This is a genomic window from Streptomyces drozdowiczii, assembly GCF_026167665.1.
GTDB lineage: Bacteria > Actinomycetota > Actinomycetes > Streptomycetales > Streptomycetaceae > Streptomyces > Streptomyces drozdowiczii_A.
Genome location: NZ_CP098740.1, coordinates 2,442,931 through 2,463,743 on the forward strand (window position 1 = coordinate 2,442,931; position 20,813 = coordinate 2,463,743).

At 72.7% G+C, this 20,813-nt stretch carries 17 protein-coding genes and 2 pseudogenes; 5 read left to right on the plus strand and 14 right to left on the minus strand.

Going from position 1 to position 20,813, the window contains the following annotated elements; translation table 11 throughout:
* Window positions 1–50: 50 nt before the first annotated feature.
* A pseudogene (locus NEH16_RS10815) lies at window positions 51–1,744 on the plus strand (coagulation factor 5/8 type domain-containing protein).
* Window positions 1,745–1,834: 90 nt separating this feature from the next.
* On the opposite strand, the gene NEH16_RS10820 reads toward NEH16_RS10815, so the two are convergent.
* The gene (locus NEH16_RS10820) at window positions 1,835–2,359 is read right to left on the minus strand and encodes a TetR/AcrR family transcriptional regulator (protein WP_265547140.1); all 525 of its coding nucleotides are present in this window, start codon (window positions 2,357–2,359) and stop codon (window positions 1,835–1,837) included.
* A 170-nt stretch (window positions 2,360–2,529) separates the two neighbouring features.
* On the opposite strand from NEH16_RS10820, the gene NEH16_RS10825 reads away from it, so the two are divergent.
* Window positions 2,530–3,459 (plus strand): SDR family oxidoreductase, encoded by a 930-nt coding sequence (locus tag NEH16_RS10825; RefSeq protein ID WP_265541658.1) that lies wholly within the window; start codon window positions 2,530–2,532, stop codon window positions 3,457–3,459.
* An 18-nt stretch (window positions 3,460–3,477) separates the two neighbouring features.
* On the opposite strand, the gene NEH16_RS10830 is transcribed toward NEH16_RS10825, so the two are convergent.
* Both NEH16_RS10830 and NEH16_RS10835 read right to left on the minus strand, forming a co-directional pair.
* Window positions 3,478–4,326: an ABC transporter permease gene (locus tag NEH16_RS10830; protein WP_265541659.1), complete on the minus strand. Its 849-nt coding sequence runs from the start codon at window positions 4,324–4,326 to the stop codon at window positions 3,478–3,480.
* Entirely contained in the window at window positions 4,323–5,231 is a 909-nt protein-coding gene (locus tag NEH16_RS10835) for an ABC transporter ATP-binding protein (protein ID WP_265541660.1), read from the minus strand. The genes NEH16_RS10830 and NEH16_RS10835 overlap by 4 nt, the downstream gene beginning before the upstream one ends.
* Window positions 5,232–5,364: 133 nt before the next feature.
* Between NEH16_RS10835 and NEH16_RS10840 the strand changes: the two genes are divergently transcribed.
* Window positions 5,365–6,684 carry a sensor histidine kinase gene (locus NEH16_RS10840; RefSeq protein WP_265541662.1) on the plus strand — a complete coding sequence of 440 codons (1,320 nt, stop codon included), beginning with the start codon at window positions 5,365–5,367 and terminating at the stop codon, window positions 6,682–6,684.
* Window positions 6,685–6,797: 113 nt separating this feature from the next.
* Complete coding sequence (locus NEH16_RS10845) at window positions 6,798–7,400, plus strand: response regulator (RefSeq protein WP_374215703.1); 603 nt, start codon at window positions 6,798–6,800, stop codon at window positions 7,398–7,400.
* 51 nt (window positions 7,401–7,451) lie between these two features.
* Here NEH16_RS10845 and NEH16_RS10850 read toward each other — a convergent pair whose 3' ends face one another.
* The 8 genes and pseudogenes from NEH16_RS10850 to NEH16_RS10885 all read right to left on the minus strand — a co-directional run bounded on the left by NEH16_RS10850 (window position 7,452) and on the right by NEH16_RS10885 (window position 15,038).
* Window positions 7,452–8,063 carry a response regulator transcription factor gene (locus NEH16_RS10850; RefSeq protein WP_073964138.1) on the minus strand — a complete coding sequence of 204 codons (612 nt, stop codon included), beginning with the start codon at window positions 8,061–8,063 and terminating at the stop codon, window positions 7,452–7,454.
* Window positions 8,060–9,238, minus strand: coding sequence for a sensor histidine kinase (locus NEH16_RS10855; RefSeq protein WP_079192820.1), 1,179 nt, complete (start codon window positions 9,236–9,238; stop codon window positions 8,060–8,062). Before NEH16_RS10855 ends, NEH16_RS10850 begins: the two co-directional genes overlap by 4 nt.
* On the minus strand, window positions 9,235–9,975 hold the full coding sequence (locus NEH16_RS10860; protein ID WP_073964139.1) for an ABC transporter permease: 741 nt from the start codon (window positions 9,973–9,975) through the stop codon (window positions 9,235–9,237). The genes NEH16_RS10855 and NEH16_RS10860 overlap by 4 nt, the downstream gene beginning before the upstream one ends.
* The gene (locus NEH16_RS10865; RefSeq protein ID WP_265541670.1) at window positions 9,972–10,907 is read right to left on the minus strand and encodes an ABC transporter ATP-binding protein; all 936 of its coding nucleotides are present in this window, start codon (window positions 10,905–10,907) and stop codon (window positions 9,972–9,974) included. The genes NEH16_RS10860 and NEH16_RS10865 overlap by 4 nt, the downstream gene beginning before the upstream one ends.
* A gap of 219 nt (window positions 10,908–11,126) precedes the next feature.
* Window positions 11,127–13,276: pseudogene (locus NEH16_RS10870) on the minus strand (peptidoglycan binding domain-containing protein).
* 164 nt (window positions 13,277–13,440) lie between these two features.
* Window positions 13,441–13,896: a DUF6113 family protein gene (locus NEH16_RS10875; protein WP_265541672.1), complete on the minus strand. Its 456-nt coding sequence runs from the start codon at window positions 13,894–13,896 to the stop codon at window positions 13,441–13,443.
* Complete coding sequence (gene mshB, locus NEH16_RS10880) at window positions 13,893–14,792, minus strand: N-acetyl-1-D-myo-inositol-2-amino-2-deoxy-alpha-D-glucopyranoside deacetylase (protein ID WP_265541674.1); 900 nt, start codon at window positions 14,790–14,792, stop codon at window positions 13,893–13,895. Before mshB ends, NEH16_RS10875 begins: the two co-directional genes overlap by 4 nt.
* A gap of 51 nt (window positions 14,793–14,843) precedes the next feature.
* On the minus strand, window positions 14,844–15,038 hold the full coding sequence (locus tag NEH16_RS10885) for a hypothetical protein (protein WP_018100847.1): 195 nt from the start codon (window positions 15,036–15,038) through the stop codon (window positions 14,844–14,846).
* A gap of 208 nt (window positions 15,039–15,246) precedes the next feature.
* Here NEH16_RS10885 and NEH16_RS10890 point away from each other — a divergent pair, with 208 nt between their 5' ends.
* Complete coding sequence (locus NEH16_RS10890; RefSeq protein ID WP_374215702.1) at window positions 15,247–17,328, plus strand: S9 family peptidase; 2,082 nt, start codon at window positions 15,247–15,249, stop codon at window positions 17,326–17,328.
* A 1-nt stretch (window position 17,329) separates the two neighbouring features.
* On the opposite strand, the gene NEH16_RS10895 is transcribed toward NEH16_RS10890, so the two are convergent.
* The 3 genes from NEH16_RS10895 to NEH16_RS10905 form a co-directional block, all read right to left on the minus strand.
* On the minus strand, window positions 17,330–18,388 hold the full coding sequence (locus tag NEH16_RS10895; protein WP_265541680.1) for a hypothetical protein: 1,059 nt from the start codon (window positions 18,386–18,388) through the stop codon (window positions 17,330–17,332).
* A gap of 178 nt (window positions 18,389–18,566) precedes the next feature.
* The gene (locus NEH16_RS10900; protein ID WP_073964145.1) at window positions 18,567–19,838 is read right to left on the minus strand and encodes an ABC transporter ATP-binding protein; all 1,272 of its coding nucleotides are present in this window, start codon (window positions 19,836–19,838) and stop codon (window positions 18,567–18,569) included.
* Window positions 19,828–20,805, minus strand: a complete 978-nt coding sequence (locus NEH16_RS10905; protein ID WP_265541683.1) for an ABC transporter ATP-binding protein — start codon at window positions 20,803–20,805, stop codon at window positions 19,828–19,830. Before NEH16_RS10905 ends, NEH16_RS10900 begins: the two co-directional genes overlap by 11 nt.
* Between the last annotated feature and the right edge of the window lie 8 nt (window positions 20,806–20,813).

Here is a 20,813-nt window from a genome sequence, read left to right on the forward strand (position 1 = left end):
AGCGCCGGGGCAGGGCCTTCGGGTTCGCCGCGTTCGCCGTGTCCCTGCTCATGGCCGTCCCCACGGCGCAGACCGCCTTCGGGCAGGACGCGCAGGCCGTCGAGGGCGGTGGCGATCTCGGGCCCAACGTCATGGTGTTCGACCCGTCGACGCCGGATATCCAGGCCAAGGTCGACGATGTCTTCAAGAAGCAGGAGTCGGCGCAGTTCGGCGACGGCCGCTACGCGCTGCTCTTCAAGCCGGGCACGTACGACAACATCAACGCGCAGATCGGCTTCTACACGTCGATCGCCGGTCTCGGACTGAACCCCGACGACACCACGTTCAACGGTGACGTCACCGTGGACGCGGGCTGGTTCAACGGCAACGCCACCCAGAACTTCTGGCGTTCGGCCGAGAACCTGGCGCTGAACCCGGTCAACGGCACCGACCGCTGGGCGGTCTCGCAGGCCGCGCCGTTCCGCCGGATGCACGTCAAGGGCGGGCTCAACCTCGCGCCCGACGGGTATGGCTGGGCGAGCGGCGGGTACATCGCCGACAGCAAGATCGACGGGCAGGTCGGCCCGTACTCGCAGCAGCAGTGGTACACCCGTGACAGCTCCATCGGCAGCTGGGGCAACGGCGTCTGGAACATGACGTTCTCGGGCGTCGAGGGCGCTCCGGCGCAGAGCTTCCCCGAACCGCCGTACACCACACTCGAGAACACCCCGGTCTCGCGCGAGAAGCCGTTCCTCTATCTGGACGGCGACGACTACAAGGTGTTCGTCCCGGCCAAGCGCACCAACGCGCGCGGTGTCTCGTGGGGCAACGGCACGCCGCAGGGCGAGTCCATCCCGCTCGACCAGTTCTACGTGGTGAAGCCGGGCGCGAGCGCCGAGACGATCAACGCGGCGGTGGACCAGGGCCTGCACCTGCTGTTCACGCCGGGGATCTACCACGTCGACCAGACGATCAACATCGACCGCGCCGACACGGTCGTGCTGGGCCTCGGCCTCGCGACGATCATCCCGGACAACGGGGTCACCGCCCTCAAGGTCGGTGACGTGGACGGCGTGAAGCTGGCCGGACTGCTCATCGACGCGGGCACCACCAACAGCGAGTCCCTGGTCGAGGTCGGCCCGGAGGGCGCGTCCGCGAGCCACGCGGCCAACCCGACCAGCGTCCAGGACGTGTTCGTCCGGGTCGGCGGCGCGGGCGCCGGCAAGGCGACCACGGGCATGGTGATCAACAGCAACGACACGATCATCGACCACACCTGGCTGTGGCGCGCCGACCACGGCGAGGGCATCGGCTGGGAGACCAACCGCTCCGACTACGGCCTCCAGGTCAACGGCGACAACGTCCTGGCCACCGGGCTCTTCGTCGAGCACTTCAACAAGTACGACGTCCGCTGGTCCGGGGAGAACGGCAAGACGATCTTCTTCCAGAACGAGAAGGCGTACGACGCGCCGAATCAGGACGCCGTCCAGAACGGTGAAACCAAGGGCTTCGCGGCCTACAAGGTGGACGACTCGGTCAACACCCACGAGGGCTGGGGACTCGGCAGCTACTGCTACTTCAACGTCGACCCGAGCATCCGCCAGGACCACGGCTTCGAGGCCCCGGTCAAGGCGGGCGTGAAGTTCCACGACCTGATCGTCGTCTCGCTCGGCGGCCAGGGCCAGTACAACCACGTCATCAACGACACGGGTTCGCCGACCTCGGGACGGACACCGTGCCGTCGCAGGTCGTGTCGTTCCCGTAGCCCGCAGGCGGATACGGGACTCCGTCCGGCGGAGCCCACCGTGAGAACAACGCCCGCCCCGTCGCTTCCGACGGGGCGGGCGTCGTCGTGTCAGGGGCGGCCGCCCGCCATCAGGGATTCGAGGCCGGCCAGCCCTTCCAGGATGAACGAGCCCATGCCGCGCACCCCGGTGGTGTCGATCCAGCGCTCGAAGGCGACCTTGAAGACGGCGATCCCCGCCTCGGCCGCCAGACTCGCCGCCGGCTCGCTGACGCCGCGCGCCCGCAGGGCCTCCCCCATCGCCGCGGCGAGCGAGGCGAGTTTCACCAGCTCGCGCTCCCGCAGCTCCGGATTGGCCGTGATGATCCGCTGCCGCTGCCGGGCCTGCGCGTGGCGCTCGTCGAACACGGCCGAGGCCGCCTGGAGCCCGGCCGCCACCGCGTCCATCGGAGGTGCGGTCGGGGGCGCCTCGGCGAGGCCGCTCACCAGGCGTTCCCGGAGCACGGCGGAGCCCGCGAACAGCACCTCGCGCTTGTCCGCGTAGTGCCGGAAGAACGTGCGTTCCGTGAGCCCGGCCCGCTTGGCGATCTCGGTCACGGTCGTCTGCTCGTAACCCCGCTCGCCGTAGAGCTCCATGGCGGCCTGCTCCAGCCTGCCGCGCGCGTTCGGCTCCCATCGACCCATACGGCGAGTCTACGAGATGACAGTGACTGACATCAGCGTTAGGCTGATGACAGTCGCTGACATCGGGGGTCCGGCAGCGTTCCCGCCGCCCGGGTCGTCAGCCTGTTCCAGGAGGTTTCCTCATGCGTGTATTCATCACCGGCGCGTCCGGCTGGATCGGTTCCGCGGTCGTTCCCGAGCTGATCGGTGCGGGTCATCAGGTCGTCGGGCTCGCCCGTTCGGACGCCTCGGCCGAGGCGCTGGCCGCCGCCGGGGCCGAGGTCCGGCGCGGATCGCTGGACGACCTGGACGTGCTGCGCGAGGCCGCCGCCGGGGCGGACGGGGTCGTCCACCTCGCGTTCAAGCACGACATCGCGTTCTCCGGGGACTTCCAGGGCGCCACCGACGCGGACCGGAAGGCCATCGACGCCTTCGGGGACGCGCTCGCGGGCTCCGGCAAGCCCTTCGTCATCGCGTCCGGGCTCCTCGGGCTGGCCCCGGGCCGGGTCGCGACCGAGGAGGACGGGCAGAGCGCCGACCCGGACGCGCCCGCCGGTGGCCCGGGCGGCCGCCAGGACAACGCGCGGGCGACGATCGCCCTCGCCGCCCGGAACGTCCGCTCGTCCGTCGTCCGGCTGCCCCCGACGGTCCACGGCGACGGGGACCAGGGCTTCATGGCCGCTCTCATCGCCACCGCCCGCGCCAAGGGCGTCTCCGGCTACGTCGGCGACGGCTCCCAGCGCTGGCCGGCCGCCCACCGCGAGGACGCCGCCCAGCTGTTCCGGCTGGCCCTGGAACAGGCGCCCGCGGGCACCACGCTGCACGCGGCGGCCGAGGAGGGGGTCGTGCTGCGGTCCGTCGCCGAGACCATCGGCCGCCACCTCGGCATCCCCACGGCCTCCGTCGCCCCCGAGGACGCGGCCGCCCACTTCACCTGGCTGGGCGGCATGGTCAGCCTCGACTCCCCCGCCTCCAGCGCCCTGACCCGCGAACGGTTCGGCTGGAAGCCGGCCGGCCCCGGCCTCGTCGAGGACCTGGACCAGGGGCACTACTTCGGTGCGCCGGGCGCGTAACGCGTCACCCCACCGCCCTCACTGGTCGCGGCGGTGCACCGCGCACACCGCCACGGCCGCCGCGACCAGTGCCCACAGGGCGTAGACGGACCAGGCGCCCGCCTCCGACCACGGGTACAGCTCGGCCGGGGGCTGCGGAAGGGCGCCGCCCGCCAGCCGGTCCCAGGCGCTGAACGGCAGGGTGTGCCGGAGCACCGCCGTCGGGTGGCGGCGGTCGCTGAGGACCATCGGGAGCAGGAGCAGCACCACCACGCATGCCACGACCGACGTCCCCGTGTGCCGGATCACCGTGCCGAGCGCGAGACCCGCGAGCGCGGCGACCGGGGCGAGCAGCGCGGAGGCGGCGAGGACCTGGAGCGTTCCTGGGTCGCCGAGGGAGACCGAGGCGCCGCGTCCGGACAGGATCGCCCGGGTCGAGGCGAAGGATGCGGCGGCGACGAGCACGCCGAAGGCCGTGGTGACGGCGGTGAGCACGAGGACCTTGGCGCCCATCACCGAGCGCCGGGCGGGCACGGCGGTGAACGTCGTGCGGATGAGCCCGGTCCCGTACTCGCCGGTGACCGACACGGCGCCGATCGCGGCGAGCGCCAGGACCAGCACCAGGGCGGAGTTGTCGGTGAAGGCGTCGACCAGCGCGAGGCGGTGGGTGACGAAGAACTCCTGGCTGCCCTTGTCGTACTGGTACCAGTACTTGTAGTGGTCGTAGGCCGTTCCGGCGTTGAAAGCGACGACGGCCAGGGCGGCGAGCGCGTACAGCCAGGGTGTCGAGCGCAGCGACCATGTCTTCAGCCACTCGGCGGCGATCAGATCGGTGAAGCGCGCGCGGGGCCCGTCGTGCGTCATGGGGGCGGCGGTCGCCGTGGTCATCGGGGGTCTCCTGCCAGGTACTGGACGCTGTCCGCGGTGAGTTCCATGAACGCCTCCTCCAGCGAGGCGCCGAGGGTGGTCAGCTCGTGGAGCAGGACCCGGTGGCGCAGGGCGAGTTCGCCGATGCGTTCGGCGGGCAGCCCGGTCACGGTGAGCCGGTCGCCGTCCCCGGCCACCGAGGCGCCCTCGGCGGTCAGCAGCGGGGTCAGGGCCGCGGCGTCCGGGGTGCGTACGGTCACGCTCAGCCGGGTCGAGCGGGCGGCGAACGCGCTCAGGCTCTCGGCGGCGATGAGCGCGCCGCGCCCGATGACGACGAGCCGGTCGGCGGTGTGCTCCATCTCGGTCATCAGGTGGCTGGAGACGAAGACGGTACGGCCTTCGGCGGCGAGCCGGCGGAAGAGTCCGCGCACCCACAACACGCCTTCCGGGTCGAGGCCGTTGAGCGGTTCGTCGAAGAGCAGGACGGGCGGGTCGCCGAGCAGGGCCGTGGCGATGCCGAGGCGTTGGCGCATCCCGAGCGAGAAGCCGCCGACGCGGCGGCGGGCCGCTGCCGCGAGGCCCACCTCTTCGAGGAGCGCGTCGACCCGGGCGCGGGGGATGCCGTTGCTCCGGGCCAGCACGGCGAGGTGGGCGCGGGCGGTGCGGCCGCCGTGGACGTCGCCCGCGTCGAGCAGGGCGCCGACGTGGCGCAGTCCGCGCGGGTGGTCGCGGAAGGGGCGGCCCCGGACGGTGGCCGTTCCGGCGGTCGGTTCGACCAGGCCGAGGAGCATGCGCAGGGTGGTGGTCTTCCCGGCCCCGTTGGGCCCCAGGAAGCCGGTCACCTCGCCCGGCCGGACGGTGAAGGTCAGGTCGTCCACGGCGGTGGCGCCGCCGTATCGCTTGGTCAGTCCGTTGACTTCGATCACGGGCCCCACCCTGCGGGCCGCGACCGGCCGGTGTCGTCGGGCCGTCGCTGACATCCGGACGCGCCCGTCTGCACCCGTGGGTGTACAACCGTGGGCCGATGCGCGGGGGTTCGGCGCTGGTTACGCTCTGCACATGTCCAGCTCACCGGTCCTGCCCCTGCTCAAGCGCGTCCCACCGGGCGCGTGGGTGGCGGCTGCCTGGTTCGCGGGCATGGTGCTCACCCTCCTCATGCGGGTCCGGCTGCCCGGCGAGCAGCAGGCGTCGGTCCTGCCCGGGGTCCTCTTCTACCGCTGGGACGGCCTGCTGACCCACCTGCTGTCCACGGCGCTACTCATGGCCGGCTGCCGGTGGCTCACCCACCGCCCGCTGGCCGCCATGGCGGTGCTGCTCGCCGCCTCCGCGCTCGCCACGATGCCGCTCGGGGTGGCGGAGATACCCCTGGCGCAGTTCCTGGCCGTCGATGCCGCCCTGTATTTCACGGCCGCCGTCCGCCCGTTGCGCACGGGCGTCCTCGCGCTCGTCATGTCGGTGGCCGTCCTGGTCGCGTTCGTCGGCGGCCGGGCACTCGCCCGGTGGCCCGCCGGTACGTCGGCGGAGCTGGCGGTCGCCCTGACGGCGGTCGTCGCCTGGCTGGTGGGCCGGTCGGTGCACGAGAGCCGCAAGCACGACGCGGACCTGACCGCCCGGGCCACGGACCGGGCCCTCGTCGCCGAACGGCTGCGCATCGCCCGCGAGATGCACGACGTGGTGGCCCACAGCGTCGGCATCATCGCCCTCCAGGCGGGCGCGGCGGCCAGGGTCGTGCACACCCAGCCGGACGCCGCCCGCGAGGCGATGAGCGCGGTGGAGACTGCGGGCCGGGAGACGCTGTCGGGGCTGCGGCGGATGCTGGGCGCGCTCCGCGAGACCGGGCCCGGCCAGGACGCGGCGGGGCGCGAGGAGGCACCGCTGCGCCCCGCCGAGTCCCTGGCCGACATCGACCGGCTGGCCCGGGCCACGACCGCCGCCGGGGTCCGGGTCGAGGTGGACTGGCGGGGGGAACGGCGCGCGCTGCCGCCGGAGTTGGAGCTGTCGGCGTTCCGGATCGTCCAGGAATCGGTGACCAACGTGGTGCGCCATGCGGAGACCGACGCCTGCCGGGTGCGCGTCGAGTATGGCGAGGAGGCGCTGACCGTCGAGATCACGGACCGGGGCGGGGGCGGGGGCCGGGGCACCGACCGGGGCACCGCTCGTGGCGCTGCCCCCGGGTTCGGGCTGGTCGGGATGCGGGAGCGGGTGGCGCTGCTGCACGGCGAGTTCACCGCCGCCCCGGCGCCGGGCGGCGGCTTCCGGGTCACGGCACGCCTGCCGGTGCCGCCGCCGGAGTCGATACCCGCGCCGGACCGTGCGCGGGAGGCGATACCGGCGCCGCCGGAACCGGCCCCGGAGCCGGTGCGGGAGGCGGCGACATGAGCGGCGGACAGCCCGGCGGGCATCCCGGTGCGCCCGGCGCGGCGGCGGCGCCCCCGCCCCCGGTCCGCGTCGTGCTCGCGGACGATCAGCCGCTGGTGCGGACCGCGCTGCGCATGGTCATGGCGGACACCCCGGACATCGAGGTGGTCGGCGAGGCGGGGACGGGCGAGGAGGCGGTCCGGCTGGCAGCGCGGCTGGCCCCCGATGTCGTGGTGATGGACATCCGGATGCCCGGCATGGACGGCATCGAGGCCACCGAGCGGATCACCGCGCAGGGCGGCGAGGCGCATGTGGTCGTCCTGACGACGTTCGACGACGACGATTACGTGTACGGGGCGCTGCGCGCCGGGGCGGCCGGTTTCCTGGTCAAGGACATGGCGCTGGACGACATCCTGGCGGCGGTCCGGGTGGTGGCCTCCGGGGACGCCCTCATCGCGCCGAGCGTCACCCGGCGGCTGATCAAGGAGTTCGCGGCCCGGCCCTCGCCCTCCGCACCGGCCCCGGCGCCGCTGGCCGCGATCACCGACCGGGAGCGGGAGGTGCTGGTGCTGGTCGGCGGCGGGCTCTCGAACGCGGAGATCGCCGAGCGCCTGGTCATCAGCGTCGCCACGGCGAAGACCTATCTCACCCGCCTGCTCGCCAAGCTGGGGGCGAGGGACCGGGTGCAGCTGGTGATCATGGCGTACGAGGCGGGGCTGGTGTCCCCGGGGCGGTGAGGCCGGTCGCGGGCTGCGGGGTGCCTTCACCCGAACCCCGAGACGGCGCGCCTACAGCCAGCCCTTCTCCCGCGCCATGCGGACCGCCTCGGCGCGGTTGCGGGCGGCCATCTTCTGGATGGCCATGGAGAGGTAGTTGCGGACGGTGCCCTGGGAGAGGTGGAGGGAGGCGGCGATCTCCGCGTTGGTCGAACCGTCGGCGGCGGTGCGCAGGACCTCGCGTTCCCGGTCGGTCAGCGGGTTCGCGCCGTCGGCGAGGGCGGCGGCGGCGAGGCCGGGGTCGATGACGCGTTCACCGGCGAGCACCTTGCGTACCGCTTCCGCGAGCTGGGACGCGGGGGCGTCCTTGACCAGGAAGGCGTCGGCGCCCGACTCCATGGCGCGGCGCAGATAGCCGGGCCGGCCGAAGGTCGTGACGACGACGACTTTCACGTCCGGCAGGGCCTCGCGGAGCCGGGCCGTCGCCTCGATCCCGGTCATGCCGGGCATCTCGATGTCCAGGAGGGCCACGTCGATGCCGTGTTCCCGGGCCGCCGCCAGGACCTCGTCGCCCCGGGCGACCTGGGCGACCACCTCGATGTCCGGTTCCAGGCCGAGGAGCGCCGCCAGGGCCTCGCGCACCATGGACTGGTCCTCCGCGAGGAGAAGTCTGATCATGCTCATTCCGCGGATCCTAGGCCGGATTCGAACGGAACGCTGAGGACCATGGTGAAGCCTTTGCCGGAACGGGGCTGGGTGGCCCGGGTGGTGAGCGTGCCGTCCACGGAGGCCAGGCGTTCGGTGAGGCCGGTGAGGCCGTTACCGGGCGTGGTCCCGGCGGCGCCCCGGCCGTCGTCGGCGACGGTCAGTTCGAGCACCCGCCCGTCCAGCGTCTGGCGGGGCGCCAGCGTCACCGTGCAGCGGCGCGCACCGCTGTGGCGTACGACATTGGTGACCGCCTCCCGCAGCCCCCAGGCGAGCACCTCCTCCGCCTTCTCGGGCAGCCCTTCGGGGACGTCGGCCGGGACGTCGGCGTCGACCCCGGCGGCGGCCAGTGCGGTGCGGGCCCCGGCCAGTTCGCCGGGGAGGGTCGGCCGGCGGTATCCGGTGACGGCACTGCGTACGTCCACCAGGGCCTGGCGGCTGACCTGTTCGATGTCCGCGACCTGGGCGGCCGCCAGCTCGGGCCGGTCGGGGAGCATCCGGCCGGCCAGCTCGCTCTTGAGGGTGATCAGCGAGAGGGAGTGGCCGAGCAGGTCGTGCAGGTCGCGGGCGAGGCGCAGCCGCTCCTCGTTGGCGGCGAGCTGCGCGACGGTGGCCCGGGCCTCCCGCAGCTGGATCGTGGTGCGGATCATCTGCCGTACGCCCGTCATCGCGAAGCCGCCCAGCAGCGCCGGGAAGACCAGAGCGGTGACGGTCTCGCGCGGGTCCTCCAGGGTCGACCCGACGCCCACCAGGACGGCGGTGACGACGGGGATCAGCCACCGCGCGGTCCGCAGCGGCAGCGTGGCCCCGACCGAGACCGACACGTACACGAAGAGGACCAGCCACGGCGTGCCGAACGTCAGCGACAGCAGAACCGCGACCGCCCCGAGGAAGGCGAGCGACGCCCGGACCCGGAAGGGGTCGAGCGCCTTCGACGTGTGCCGGAAGACCAGGACCAGATAGGCGCCGACGAAGACCAGCAGCCCGAGGACGCCGAGCGCGGTCGCCCACGGGGTGTGGTTGCCGTCCACGAGGTCCTTGACCGGCGCGCTCATGAAAGCGAGCCAGATCCCGATCCACAGCAGCTTGATCCCGGCCTGCCGGGCGGTCGCGGGCGGCCGCCCGAGCCCCACCGACATCTCGTCGTCGTTCACGCCTTCAAGGTGTCCTTCCGGTAGAGCCAGGCCGCGCCGCCCGCGAAGAGCAGGAAGTAGACACAGAGGACGGCGACGTCCTTGGCGTGCGGTGCGCCGCCCATTTCGACGGCCTGGCCGAGTGCAGCGTACGCGTGCGTGGGAAGCCACTCGGAGATGTTCTGGAGCCACTGCGGGAAGGTCGCGCTGGGCATCCAGAGGCCGCCGAGGATGGAGAGCCCGAAGTAGATGATCATCGTGATCGGGCGGACCGCGTCCCCGCTGGCGACGTAGCCGATGGCGACGCCGAGCGCGGCGAAGACCAGGGAGCCGGCCCAGATGACGCCGGTCAGCGCGAACCACTGCCAGAGGTCGAAGCGGACGTGTTTGACCGAGGCGGCGACGAGGAAGACCACGACGATGCACGGCAGGGTGACCATGGCGGCGCTGGCGATCTTCGCCAGGACGTAACCCCGGCCGGGCAGCGCGGTCAGCCGCAGTTGACGCACCCAGCCCTTCTCGCGCTCCTTGGCGATGCGCTCGCTGTTGCCCATGAGGACGGCGGTCAGCGCACCGAAGGAGGCCATGGAGACCATGAAGAAGGACTGGAGGGTCAGATTTGTGTGCGGGATCTTGTCGGTGTCGTTCTGGGTGCCGGAGATCAGCAGGTAGATCACCGACGGGTAGATGACCGAGAAGAACATGAACTTCTTGTTCCGCAGGGTGCGGGTCACTTCGAGCCGGATGAGGGTGTTCACGAGTTCCTGGCCTCCTCGGCCTCGGTGATGGCGACGAAGGCCTGCTCCAGGCCGAGTCCGGCGACTTCCAGCTCGCGCGGGTAGAGACCGAGCCCGTAGACCGCGTGCACGGTCGCGTCGGCGTTGTGGGACTGGATGCGCACCCGCCGGCCGTTGACGTCGAGCGAGGCGAGGAACGGCAGGGCGCGCAGGGCGTCCTCGTTGATCGCGCCCTCCAGCTCGAAGGAGATCCGGCGGGCCCCGGCCTTCGCCTTGATCTCGGCGGCGGTGCCGTCGGCGAGGAGGCGGCCCTTGTGCAGGACCAGGACGCGGTCGGCGATCGCGTCGGCCTCTTCGAGGTAGTGGGTGGCGAACAGGACGGTGCGGCCCTGCTCGGCCTGCTCGCGCATGGTGGCCCAGAACGCCTGGCGGGCGGTGACGTCCATGCCGGTCGTCGGCTCGTCGAGGACGATGAGGTCGTTGGCGCCGGCGGTGGCGAGCGCGAACCGTACGCGCTGCTCCTGGCCGCCGGAGAGCTTGTTGACCATCCGGCCGGCGATCGACGCGATGCCCGCCCGGGCCAGCACGTCGCCGACCGGGTGGGGGCGCGGGTGCAGGTCGCAGGCCAGCCGGACCAGTTCCTCGACGGTGACGTCCTCCATCAGGCCGCCGCTCTGGAGCATGGCGCCGACCCGGCCGGCCTTGATGGCCTCCTGCGGGGTGGTGCCGAAGAGGCTGACGGTGCCGGAGTCGGCGGTGCGCAGGCCGAGGAGCAGGTCGAGGGTGGAGGACTTGCCGGCGCCGTTGGGGCCGAGGAGGGCCACGGTCTCGCCGGGGTGCAGGTCCAGGGTGAGCCCGTCGACGGCGCGGACGGCCCCGTAGACCTTGCTGACCTGATCGAAGCTGACCACCGCGGTCCTCGTCGCGGTCGCTCCGGTGGCTGTCGTTGTCATGCGTCCAGCCTGGCCGAACGGGGGGTGCGCGCGGCAGGGTCAGCGGTCGTGCATCCGGGATGACAGATGTCATATGCGGGGGATGACGGGTGTACGGGACGGGTTCACGAGGGCCCGGTGGGGGAAGCCACCACCCCGGCGGGGGTCGTTTTCGCCCGTTTACGCCCCCGCCCCCGGCCGGGGTCCGGTCGGGGGCGGGGGCACGGGGTGCGGGGCGGGTCAGCCGTTGCCGTCGAGGTCGATGGTGGCCGTGCGCTCGGCGGGGGTCTTCCCCAGCAGCGCGCCCTTCATCGCGTAGGCCACGTCGTCCGCGCTGAGCTGGTGCTTCTTGCCGTCGCCCTTGGTGATCATGACGCCGTCGAAGACACCGGCGCACAGCCGGTCGATCGCCTCCTTGTCGTAGACGTCCACCAGCTTCCCGTCGACCGCCTTCATCGACAGGATCTGCGGCAGCGACTTCGCCGGGCCGAACGGGATCTCCTTGCCACCGGCCCGGATGGTGATCAGACCGGACATCGCGGGCTCCGCGAACTCCTTCATCGCCCGGTCCAGTTCGGCCTGGGTGATGGTGGGTTCCTTGGTGACGACGGGCAGTTCGACGGCCCTGGCGGTGCCGGTCTCGACCTGGGCGCGGTAGGCGTCCCGGACGGAGCCCATCGACCTGTTGACGTCGATCGCCTTGCCGGCCTTGCCCGGTACGGCAACGGCCTTGCCCGGCTCGAACTTGATCGTGCCGTCCTTCGCGGTGCCCGAGGCGCCGGCCAGGTCCTGGAGCGCGACGCCCAGCTTCTCCTCGTCCACCGGGAAGACCGGCTCGACGGTCCGCTCGCCGCCGAAGAGCGAGCCGATGACGGAGACCGGGTTGTAATCGCTGCCGGCCGCGGCGCGCACGGTGGCCTGACTGTCCAGGGAGAGCCCGGCCTTGTCCGGGGCGAGCTCCGTCTCCTTGCCGTCCACGGTCAGCTTGAGCGGGGTCGCGGCGCGCTTGGCGAGCGCGGCGTCCAGCTTCTCGACGCCGTCCTCCTTGGTGCCGCCGCCGATGTCGACGCCGAGGACCGTGGTGCCCTTGGGTACGTCGGAGTGGTTCATCAGGAGCCCGGCACCGTACGCGACACCGAGCAGGCAGACGGCCGCCACACCGAGCAGGACCAGCTTCGAACGGCCCTTCTTGGCGGGCGCCGGCTTCGGCGCGGGTCGGGCCGCGGCGGCCGGCTTCGGCGCCGCGCTTCCGGGGCCGCCGGGCCCGCCGGGTCCGCCCGGCCCGGTGCCCATCGGGTCGCCCGGGACGTTCCGGCCGCCGGGCACGACGGGGATGCCGCTGTTCAGCGTGTCACCCGAGACGTTGCCGCCGGGGCCGCCCGGGGCGGGGCGAACTGCGGGGTGAGGACGGCCGTGTCGTCGGACATGCGCGGCGGCACGCCGCCCTGCCCGGGGCCGCCCGGTTTCTGCGGACCGGGGCCCGGGAAGGGGCCCGGTCCGTCGAGGTTCGGGGTGAGCGACGAAGTCCCGGCGGCCGGGCCCGTGGTGGGGCCGGTCGGACCGGGGGTACGGACGCCCAGGTCGGGCGTGGAACGCGGGCCGCCCGGACCGTCGCCGGGGCCCTCCGGGAAGTCGCGCTGCGGCCCGTCCGAGAAGTACGGCAGGTCCGTACGGGGACCGGAGGGCGGGGAGACGCGACCGGGACCGCCGGGGCCACCGGCAGGACCACCGGCACCAACGGGACCGCCGGGCCCACCCGTAACACCGGGACCGCCGGACCCACCGGGACCACCAGGCCCACCCGTAACACCAGCACCGCCGGGACCTCCAGCGCCACCCGTAACACCAGGCGCACCCGAACCACCCGGCCCACCCGCACCCGGCACCGTGAACCCGGCGCCGTCCGTGTCGCCGGGTCCACCGGCTCCGCCGCCCGTCGGCGGCTTCGCGCCCGCCGGGGGCTTGCGCGGGGCGAACCAGTCGCTGCCGCTCTTGTCCTTGGCCGGCTTCTCGGACTCCGCCGGGGCCGCGTCCTCGCCGGTGTCCGCCGCAGGTGCCTGGGGCGTCTGCGGTGCGCCGCCCGGCGCGGGCGGGCCCGGGCGCGGGGTCGAGCCGGTGCGCTCGCCCTCGCCGTCGGCGTCACTCATGGGCGTACGCATGACAACAGGCGGGATGGGGCGCGAGCCCGGGATGTTGATCCGGATGCGCGTCGTCAGCGTCGTCTCGGTCTTCGGCTCTTCCGGCCGGTCCGGCCCGCCGGGCTCCTGGGACCCGTCCGAAGCGTCCTGCGACGGATACTGGCGGGATCCGTACGGCGGCGTACCCGAGGGGTACGCGGCTCCGCCGCGACCCTGGGGCCCGGAGGACGAACTGTCAGTTTCACGACTCAAAGCAGGTTCTCCCGATTGGCTCCGCCGCCCGTACTTCCCCCGTGCCACAGCCCGGGCGCGCGAACCACCATACTGGCCGCCGCCGGCACACACCCCGCGACCGGGGGAAACGACTGCGCACCCCCCGGACGGGCAGGGGGCATTACGGGATCGGACGGAGCACATTACTTGGCAGGTCGGCCGCTTTCGGCCCGCTGCCCGGACGATCGCGGCATGGTGGCACAGATCACAGCGATGGCCATTCCGCCCAGCATGAAGAGGCCGAGGCCGAGCGCGTCACCGAAGACATAGTCCCCTTCGGGCCGACCGCTGAGCAGAAAGACGATCGAAACCAGCCATCCCGCCGCCGGTGCCACCGCTCCCGGCTGGGTGCCCGTCAGGGTGCGCCCGCCGTAGAAGAGGCCGGCCGCCGCCGCCAGGGCGAGCAGCAGCCCGCCGGGGAACCACGCGGGCTGGACGAGCGTTCCGGCGATGCCCACGACGGCACCGAGGACCGCGAGCCCGAACAGGGCGGCGATCCGGGCGGGGTTGACGGGGGCGGCCAGACCACTGGCCGGAATGTCCCTCTTCTGTGCGTCCGTCCGGCTGCCGCCGGCCCGCGCCCTGCTGCTGCCGCTCATCGGTCCGCCCCCGGCACACCCGCGAAGAGGTCCCGCTCGCGCTCTCCGGCCGGAGCGCCCGGGGTGCCGCTGACCAACTCGTAGTACTCCGTGGTGAACACGGGCTGCCCCAGATCGTTCGACAGGGCGAAGTAGGCCCCCTGGACGGCGATCTGGGTGGCGTGCGCGCGCATCGCGGCGGTCTTCGCCTCCCCGTATCCGGTGCCGTCGATCACGGTGGTGATCCGGTCGTCGTCCACCACACCCGGTACGTCGCCGATCTCGGCGATCCCCGGGAACGCGTCCGGGGCCTCGGCACGCAGCGCGGCGAACCCCTCCTCCGCGACCGGGCGCGGCACCCGGTTCCAGTAGACCTTCGCGACGGTGTGCGGGGCGCCGGAGCCGGGCCGGTACGCGGCGTCGGCGGCCAGCTCCGCGGCGCGGGTGGCGACCCGGTGGGCCTGGATGTGGTCGGGGTGCCCGTAGCCCCCGTCGGGGTCGTACGTCACCAGGACCTGGGGGCGTACTTCGCGGATCACGTCGACGAGGTGCCCGGCGGCCTCGTCGAGGTCGGCCGACCAGAAGGCGCCGGGGCGGCGGTTCTGCTCGGCGCCCATCATCCCGGAGTCCCGGTAGCGGCCGGGGCCGCCGAGGAAGCGGTGGTCGGTGACGCCCAGCTCCTTCATCGCCGCCGCCAGTTCGCCGCTGCGGTACGGGCCCAGGGCGTCGTCGCGGTCGGCGGCGAGATGCGCGAGGGCGGGCGGGATGATCTCGCCCTCCTCACCGAGTGTGCAGGTCACCAGCGTGACCAGGGCGCCCTCGGCCGCGTACCTGGCCATGGTGGCGCCGTTGTTGATCGACTCGTCGTCCGGGTGCGCGTGCACCAGGAGCAGCCGCCGGGCGGGAAGGTCCGTCATGGGACCAGCCTACGAGCCCGCGGGACGGCCGCCCGCCGACGGGTGACCCGGTCAGAACTTGATGCCGCCGATCATGCCCGCCACGTTCGTGGTCAGCTCGGAGATGGTGGGTGCGATGGACGAGCTGGCGAGATAGAAACCGAGCAGCGCGCAGACGACCGCATGTCCTCCCTTCAGTCCGGACTTCCGGATCAGCAGGAAGACGATGATCGCCAGCAGCACCACCGCCGAAATCGAGAGCGCCACGGCGGTTCACCTCCATCTGTACGGTCGGGACGGGCAGCACGCATGGAGCCAGCAGGTTCATACCCACCGAGCGCTACGGATCATAACTATCCGTGGCAACGCATTGTTCGGGGCACAGCAGCACGAGGGGCGCACGGACGGGCGCGGCCGATAGGTTCGGCGCATGACTTCGTCAGAGATCACGTTCCCGCTCCAGTTGGCCCGGACCATGAGATTCACCCTCGGGGCGCCGCGTGCGTTCACGGTGTCACCCGACGGTGGACGCGTGGTCTACCTGCGCTCGGGTTCGGGTACGGACCGCTCGGGGCAGCTCTGGGTACTGGACCTGGACGGGGACTCCGGGCCGCGAGAACGCCTGGTGGCCGATCCGCAGGCGCTGTTGGGCGGTTCGCGGGAGCGTCTGTCGGCGCAGGAGCGCGCCCGGCGGGAGCGCAGCCGCGAGGGCTCGTCCGGGATCGTGGGCTACGCGCTCGACGGAGCCGCCGAGTCGGCCGCCTTCGCGCTCTCCGGGAAGGTGTACGTCGCGGATCTGGGCGCGGGAACGGCGCGCGCGCTGCCCGTTCCCGGCCCGGTCATCGATCCGCGCCCCTCCCCGGACGGGCGACACGTCGCCTATGTGTCCAAGGGTGCTCTGCGCGTGGTCGGGGTGGACGGCGAGGCGGACCGGGCTCTCGCGGAGCCGGAGGACGGCCATGTCACGTACGGGCTCGCGGAGTTCATCGCGGCCGAGGAGATGCACCGCTTCCAGGGCTTCTGGTGGTCGCCGGAGTCGGACCGGCTGCTGGTGGCCCGGGTGGACGACAGCCCCGTGCAGCGGTGGTGGATCGCCGACCCCGCGCACCCGGAGCGCAAGCCGGCCGAGGTCGCGTACCCGGCGGCGGGCACGCCCAACGCGGAGGTGGGGCTGCACGTCGTGGACCTGGACGGCAGGCGCACCGAAGTGGTGTGGGACCGGGACCGGTTCCCGTATCTGGCGCGGGTGCACTGGTCCTCGTACGGGGCTCCGCTCCTTCTCGTCCAGGCCCGGGACCAGGGGAGCCAGCTGTATCTGGCGGTGGACCCGGAGACCGGGGCGACCCGGACCGTGCACGCGGACGAGGACGCGGTGTGGCTGGAGCTGTTCCCGGGGGTGCCCGCGTGGGCGCCGGACGGGCGGCTCGTGCGGATCACGGACGAGGGCGGGGCGCGGCGGCTCGCGGTCGGCGACCGGACGCTGACCAGGGGGCGGCTGCACATCCAGTCGGTGCTGGACATCGGGGACTCCGACGTCCTGGTGTCGGCGTCGGCGGGCGCGGACGCGGCGGAGCCGGAGACCGGCGAGAGCCATGTGTACCGGGTCAACGAGCTGGGCGTCGAGCGGGTCTCCGAAGGGGGCGGCGTGCACACGGCGGTCCGGTCGGGCCGGGTGACGGTGCTGGTCTCGGCGGCGCCGGAGCGGCCGGGGTCGACGGCGCGGGTGCTGCGGGACGGCAAGGAGGTCGCCGTCGTGGAGAATCGTGCGGAGCGTCCGGTGCTGACCGCGCGGCCGGTGCTCACCGAAGGGGGCGCACGGCGGATTCCGTGCGCCGTGTTGCTCCCCACCGGGTACTCGGAGTCGGACGGTCCGCTTCCGGTCCTCATGGACCCGTACGGCGGGCCGCACGGCCGGCGGGTGGTGGCCGCCCACAATCCGCATCTCACCTCGCAGTGGTTCGCGGACCAGGGCTTCGCGGTGGTCGTCGCGGACGGGCGCGGCACGCCCGGCCGTTCACCGGCCTGGGAGAAGGCGGTCAAGGACGATCTGGCCCTCAGCCTCGACGACCAGGTGGAGGCCCTGCACGGGCTCGCGGAGCGCTTCCCGCTGGATCTGGACCGGGTGGCCATCCGGGGCTGGTCGTTCGGCGGCTTCCTGGCCGGGCTGGCCGCGCTGCGGCGGCCCGATGTGTTCCACGCGGCGGTCGTCGGCGCCCCGGTGACCGACCAGCGGCTCTACGACACCCATTACACCGAGCGCTACCTGGGCGACCCGGCGAAGAACCCGGAGGTGTACGCGCACAACTCGCTGGTCACCGACGCGGGCCTGTCCGAGGCGGCCGAGCAGGTGCGGCCCATGCTGATCATCCACGGTCTCGCCGACGACAACGTGGTCGTCGCGCACAGCCTGCGGCTGTCCTCGGCACTGCTGGCCGCCGGGAGGCCGCACGAGGTGCTGCCGCTGAGCGGGGTGACCCATATGACCCCGCAGGAGAAGGTGGCCGAGAATCTGCTGCTGCTCCAGGTGGACTTCCTGAAGCGGTCGCTGGGCCTCTGATTCACCAGCCGGGCGGCGGCTGCGAGGGCGGCGGGGGCGGGCCGAAGCCGCCGCCGCCCTGCGGGTAGCCGTAGCCGGGCCGCTGTCCGGGGTACGGGGGCGGCGTGGCCGGTGCGGGGCCCCAGCCCGGACCGCTGCCGGACCACGGGTCCGGGCCCGGGGCGCGGACCGGGCCCGGCAGGGCGAGGGCGATGAGCGCGGCCAGGGCGGCGAATACCTGGAAGAACGAGCTGAGCAGGCTGAGCTGGAGTTCGGTCGACAGGTCGGCGAAGTGCTCCAGCATGTCGTAGTGCACGATCCGCACCACCCCGAACACCCCGCCGGGCAGCAGCACCGCAGCGGCCACCAGGCCGAACGGGCGGGCGTGCCGGGCCCGGGCCGCGGCGCTGATCCCGGCGAACACGCAGAGCAGGGCGAGCATCACGGTGGCCCAGCCCGGCGGCGGACCGGTCAGGTACTGCGCGACCCGGTCACCGCCCACGTACCAGTCGGGGAAGAACTCCGGGTCCCGGACGATCTGGCGGATCTCCCAGGCGATCAGCACGGCCCCGGCGGCGGACAGGGCGAGGAACGTCAGCACGCCCGTGCCCGGTCCGGGCCCGGTCGGCGTCGGCTCGTAGGAATCGACGGGCGGCCGGCGGCCCGCCCCGGCGGTGATGATCATCGCGGCGGCCGCGGCGACGGCGACGAAGGCGCAGATCAGGGCCCGTGAACGGAGTTCGTCGGAGTACACCGCCTCCATCCGGCGGCTGCCGATGGTCCAGAGTCCGGGGAGCCGCACGGTGAGGGTGACCACCCCGGCGACGACGAGCGCGGAGGCGGCGGACGCGGTGCGCAGCGCGGCCACGGTGACGGCCACGTACACCACGAAGAGGACGAGGTCCGTGGCCGAGGTGGTGGGGACGGACCGGATGTGGATGTCGTACAACCCGGACCAGTTCCGCCACAGTTGGCCGAAACCGATCGCGTCGACGTCCCGTATCAGCCAACCCGCGACGATCACCGCGAGCACGGCGGACAGGACGGCTCCGGTGACTCTTGCTCCGCGGGTGAGTATCACACCGGCGACACTTCCGTGCGTCCGCCCTCCGGACAAGAGGGCCTGTGCCGCCGCCGGTACGGCCACCGGCCGGGGGGCGTCACACCCCGCCGGCCGGTCCACGGCACCCGCACGGCCGTACGTTGTCCATGGTGCCGCGTCCGTATATCGGGGACGTTGCCCGTGTGTTAACGCCGCGTCAGACGGCCCGGCTGCTCCCGGAGGGTGGGGGCGGTCCCTCGTCGCGGTCCGCCGGTCCGGGCCGCTCCGGGGCCTCCTCCGCCGCGTCCGCGGCCCGCGCGGCCGCCTCCTCCTGGCCGCCCTCCCCCGGCACCGAGTCGAGGGTGCCCTCCGGCGGGACCACCCGCTTCTCCTCCGCGAAGTGGCAGGCGGAGGGGTGCCGGGCCGGGGTGTCCACCTCCAGGAAGGCCGCCGGGACCGCCAGCAGCGGCACCTCCAGCTCGCACCGCTCCTGGGCCTTCCAGCAGCGGGTGCGGAAACGGCAGCCCGAGGGCGGATTGGCGGGCGAGGGCACGTCGCCGTGCAGGATGATCCGCTCGCGGAACTCCCGCGCCGCGGGGTCCGGCACCGGCACGGCGGAGAGCAGCGCCTGGGTGTACGGGTGGGTGGGGTGGTCGTAGATCTCCGCGTCGGTGCCGATCTCGATGAACCGGCCCAGATACATCACGCCGACCCGGTCGGAGATGTGCCGCACGATGGACAGGTCGTGCGCGATGAAGACATAGCTCAGGTTGAACTCGGCCTGGAGCCGGTCCAGCAGGTTGACGACCTGCGCCTGGACGGAGACGTCGAGCGCGGAGACCGGTTCGTCGGCGACGATGATCTCCGGGTTGAGCGCGAGGCCGCGGGCGATGCCGATGCGCTGGCGCTGACCGCCCGAGAACTGGTGCGGGTAGCGGTTGATGTACTCCGGGTTGAGCCCGACGACGTCGAGCAGTTCCTGCACCTTGCGGCGCCGGCTGCCCTTGGGCGCGACCTCCGGGTGGATCTCGTACGGCTCCCCGATGATGTCGCCGACCGTCATGCGCGGGTTGAGCGAGGTGTACGGGTCCTGGAACACCATCTGGATGTTGCGGCGGACGGCCTTGAGCGCGCGGCCGGAGAGCTTGGTGATGTCCTCGCCCTTGTACCGGATGGCGCCGGCCGTCGGCTTCTCCAGCTGCACGAGCAGCCGGGCGACCGTCGACTTGCCGCAGCCGGACTCCCCCACGACGCCCAGGGTCTCGCCGGCCCCGAGGTCGAAGGTGACCCCGTCGACGGCCTTGACCGCGCCGACCTGCTTCTTGATGAGGATGCCCTGGGTCAGCGGGTAGTGCTTGACGAGGTCGCGCACCTCCAGGATCGGTTCGCCGCCCGCGTACGCGCTCTCCTGGCGCGACTTGGACAGCAGGGTGCGCGCGGTCTCGCCCTCCTCGCGCGCTTCCTTGCGCCCCGAGTGGTCAGCGTGCATCGAGCGTCTCCTTCCAGAAGTGGCAGGCGCTCTGTCGGTGCTCGGCCACGTCGTACAGCGGCGGCACGTCGGTGCGGCAGACGTCCTGGGCCATCGGGCAGCGCGGGTTGAAGGCGCAGCCGGGCGGGATGTGCAGCAGGTTGGGCGGCAGTCCCTTGATCGCGTACAGCTCCTGGCCCTTCTGGTCCAGGCGCGGGATCGAGGCCAGCAGGCCCTTGGTGTACGGGTGGGCGGGCGCCTTGTAGATGTCGTGCACCGGCGAGGTCTCGACGATGCGGCCCGCGTACATCACGGCGATCTTGTCGGCGACGTCGGCCACCACGCCGAGGTCGTGGGTGATGAGGATCAGGCCCATGTTCAGTTCGCGCTGGAGCTCCGCGAGGAGGTCCATCACCTGGGCCTGGACGGTGACGTCGAGGGCGGTGGTCGGCTCGTCCGCGATGATCAGGGAGGGCTCCAGGGCGAGCGCCATGGCGATCATGATGCGCTGGCGCATGCCGCCGGAGAACTGGTGCGGGTAGTTGCCCACCCGCTCCTTGGCGGCCGGGATGCGCACCCGGTCCATCAGCTCGACGGCCTTGGCCCTCGCGTCCTTGCGGGACATCCCGCGGTGCACGACGTACATCTCGCCGAGCTGCTCGCCGACGGTCAGGACGGGGTTGAGGGAGGACAGCGCGTCCTGGAAGATCATGGCCATCTCCTGGCCGCGGATCTTCCGGCGCTCCTCCTTCTTCATCGTCAGCAGATCGCGGCCCTGGAACAGGATCTCGCCCCGCGGGATCTTCCCGGGGGGCATGTCGAGGATGCCCATGACCGCCTGTGCGGTGACCGACTTGCCGGAGCCCGATTCGCCGAGCACCGCGAGCGTCTCGCCCTCGGCCACCGAGTAGTTGACCCCGTTGACGGCCTTGACGATCCCGTCCCGGGTGTGGAACTCCACATGCAGATCGCGCACTTCGAGCAACATGGCAGCGG

Excerpts from the sequence above, each read along its gene's own strand:
- NEH16_RS10820 (WP_265547140.1), bottom strand. The coding sequence starts at position 2,359 with ATGGAGCTCTACGGCGAGCGGGGTTACGAGCAGACGACCGTGACCGAG.
- NEH16_RS10825 (WP_265541658.1), top strand. The coding sequence starts at position 2,530 with ATGCGTGTATTCATCACCGGCGCGTCCGGCTGGATCGGTTCCGCGGTC.
- NEH16_RS10830 (WP_265541659.1), bottom strand. The coding sequence starts at position 4,326 with ATGACCACGGCGACCGCCGCCCCCATGACGCACGACGGGCCCCGCGCG.
- NEH16_RS10840 (WP_265541662.1), top strand. The coding sequence starts at position 5,365 with ATGTCCAGCTCACCGGTCCTGCCCCTGCTCAAGCGCGTCCCACCGGGC.
- NEH16_RS10845 (WP_374215703.1), top strand. The coding sequence starts at position 6,798 with ATGGTCATGGCGGACACCCCGGACATCGAGGTGGTCGGCGAGGCGGGG.
- NEH16_RS10850 (WP_073964138.1), bottom strand. The coding sequence starts at position 8,063 with ATGAGCATGATCAGACTTCTCCTCGCGGAGGACCAGTCCATGGTGCGC.
- NEH16_RS10865 (WP_265541670.1), bottom strand. The coding sequence starts at position 10,907 with ATGACAACGACAGCCACCGGAGCGACCGCGACGAGGACCGCGGTGGTC.
- NEH16_RS10875 (WP_265541672.1), bottom strand. The coding sequence starts at position 13,896 with ATGAGCGGCAGCAGCAGGGCGCGGGCCGGCGGCAGCCGGACGGACGCA.
- mshB (WP_265541674.1), bottom strand. The coding sequence starts at position 14,792 with ATGACGGACCTTCCCGCCCGGCGGCTGCTCCTGGTGCACGCGCACCCG.
- NEH16_RS10890 (WP_374215702.1), top strand. The coding sequence starts at position 15,247 with ATGAGATTCACCCTCGGGGCGCCGCGTGCGTTCACGGTGTCACCCGAC.
- NEH16_RS10900 (WP_073964145.1), bottom strand. The coding sequence starts at position 19,838 with ATGCACGCTGACCACTCGGGGCGCAAGGAAGCGCGCGAGGAGGGCGAG.
- NEH16_RS10905 (WP_265541683.1), bottom strand. The coding sequence starts at position 20,805 with ATGTTGCTCGAAGTGCGCGATCTGCATGTGGAGTTCCACACCCGGGAC.